At 57.0% G+C, this 451-nt stretch carries 1 protein-coding gene; it reads left to right on the forward strand.

Annotated features, from left to right (window positions below):
- On the forward strand, positions 1-447 hold a 447-nt coding region (locus tag D0T11_RS21855), incomplete at its 5' end, for a transposase (protein ID WP_147374817.1).
- Positions 448-451 lie beyond the last annotated feature (4 nt).

Raw genomic sequence — 451 nt, forward strand, 5'->3', positions numbered from 1 at the left:
TGGGGCCAGGTCTGGGTCAAAGCGCTGGCCGATAACGAGTTTTTGTTCCTGTTTGGCAACGTGGGACTGGCCTACATGGACCAGCTCTACGCCAAACGCTGGACGATTGAGCAGTGCTTTCAGAACCTGAAGGGCCGCGGTTTTAACCTGGAGGCTACTCATTTACGCTGCCACCGTAAGCTACGCAAGCTCGTGGCGCTGGTCAGCCTGGCCTACGCGCTGTGCCTGGGTGTAGGCACGGTGGCCAACGCGAAAATCAAACCCATTGCCCGCAAAAATCACGGCTACCGGGCCACGAGCCTGAGTCGGCACGGCCTGAATCTGTTGCGCCAACTCACCCGGCCACATACGGCCCCTGACCAGCCGCTGGCACGCAAAATTCTGAACCTACTGGATGTATTTAGTCGCTATCTTGCTCGTGGACAACCCACTAAAATAGTAGGGTAGAGTA

The organism is Hymenobacter rubripertinctus, from assembly GCF_003583925.1.
GTDB lineage: Bacteria > Bacteroidota > Bacteroidia > Cytophagales > Hymenobacteraceae > Hymenobacter > Hymenobacter rubripertinctus.